The sequence below is a fragment of the Oleiphilus sp. HI0128 genome, assembly GCF_001635365.1.
In genome coordinates, this window is sequence record NZ_LWGG01001413.1 from 1 (window position 1) to 1,340 (window position 1,340).

The following is a 1,340-nucleotide window of genomic DNA, read 5'->3' on the forward strand; positions in this document are numbered from 1 at the left end:
GTTGTTTTAACCACACTAAGAGATACGTTCTGTATCTCTATCGAATAAAACTTTTAAGGAAGGTAATAACTAATGAGTGTTTTAGTTGGTAAGCAAGCTCCTGATTTTACAGTATCTGCAGTACTAGGTGACGGTTCTATCGTTGATGAATTTACGTTTTCTGAAGCGACAAAAGGCAAGTATGCCTTGGTGTTCTTTTATCCATTAGATTTTACTTTTGTTTGTCCATCTGAGTTGATTGCTCTGGATCACAGAATGGATGACTTCAAAGCTCGTGGCGTTGAAGTTATTGGTGTTTCTATCGATTCTCACTTCACTCACAACGCTTGGAGAAACACTCCAATCAATGATGGTGGTATTGGTCAGGTAGGTTATACGCTAGCAGCAGACATGAACCACGATATTTGTAAGGCTTATGATGTTGAGTCAGAAGGTGGTGTTGCATTCCGTGGTGCATTTTTGATTGATACTAACGGTACTGTTCGTTCGCAAATCGTTAACGATTTACCGCTTGGTCGTAATATGGACGAATTGATTCGTCTAGTTGACGCGCTTCAATTCCATGAAGAGCATGGCGAGGTTTGTCCTGCAGGTTGGAATAAAGGTGACAAAGGTATGAACGCTTCTCCTGATGGCGTTGCTGCATACTTATCAGAGAATGCCGACAATCTTTAATGGTCGATAAGTCTTTGTAATATGAAAAAGCCCAACATTAAGTTGGGCTTTTTTGTTTTTTAGTGCTCTTGTTTTGAATAAAGTCGTTCAAAGCTCCATACGAGCATTATGGGGATGGTGATAGCTAGCGTTCCCATGCTGTAGTCTGATAAAGAGCGCTCAGTAATTCCATGAATCAAAAGCATGAAAATATCCAGGGTAATCAGCCCGAAAAGAGCGCCAGATATATAGTCGCTATAATCATGATACCAAGGTGTGGCGTTACTCATTGTTGTTCTACCTTTCTTGTGTTTCAGGCAGTTGCTGTGCCCGATAGTTTTTATTTTTATTGTGACAAAAGCAGAATATCACGGTGTGTTGGTGCTGTAAGAGTATAGTCAGGGCTATCTCTTCGCTGCAAGTATATCTTGCAGGACTTGCTTAGTCTTCAAACCATACCTGATTTTCACCATTTTCTCGGGCTAGATACAGGCGATTGTCAGCATTTTTTAAAAGCTCAATTAAAGAGTTATTGTTGTTCTCGGTTATTCCTGCTGAAACAGTGAAGTTGAAGCTGAACTCATCTATCATAACAATATGGTCTTCAACTAGCTCCCTAAAGCCGTCTACAAGCTTTGCTGCTTGTTCCAGGCTTAGCCCTGCCATAAGTATTGCAACGTCAGAGT

The 1,340-nt window shown here is 40.6% G+C and carries 2 protein-coding genes and 1 pseudogene; 1 reads left to right on the forward strand and 2 read right to left on the reverse strand.

The window, feature by feature from the left end; translation table 11 throughout:
• Positions 1 to 72 precede the first annotated feature (72 nt).
• Positions 73 to 675, forward strand: coding sequence for a peroxiredoxin (locus A3763_RS23185; RefSeq protein WP_068515509.1), 603 nt, complete (start codon positions 73 to 75; stop codon positions 673 to 675).
• A 59-nt stretch (positions 676 to 734) separates the two neighbouring features.
• Here the strand turns inward: A3763_RS23185 and A3763_RS23190 are convergent, their stop codons facing one another.
• Both A3763_RS23190 and A3763_RS23195 read right to left on the reverse strand, forming a co-directional pair.
• The gene (locus A3763_RS23190) at positions 735 to 944 is read right to left on the reverse strand and encodes a hypothetical protein (RefSeq protein ID WP_068515507.1); all 210 of its coding nucleotides are present in this window, start codon (positions 942 to 944) and stop codon (positions 735 to 737) included.
• A 151-nt stretch (positions 945 to 1,095) separates the two neighbouring features.
• Positions 1,096 to 1,340 (reverse strand): annotated as a pseudogene (locus tag A3763_RS23195) (diguanylate cyclase); the annotation flags it as partial.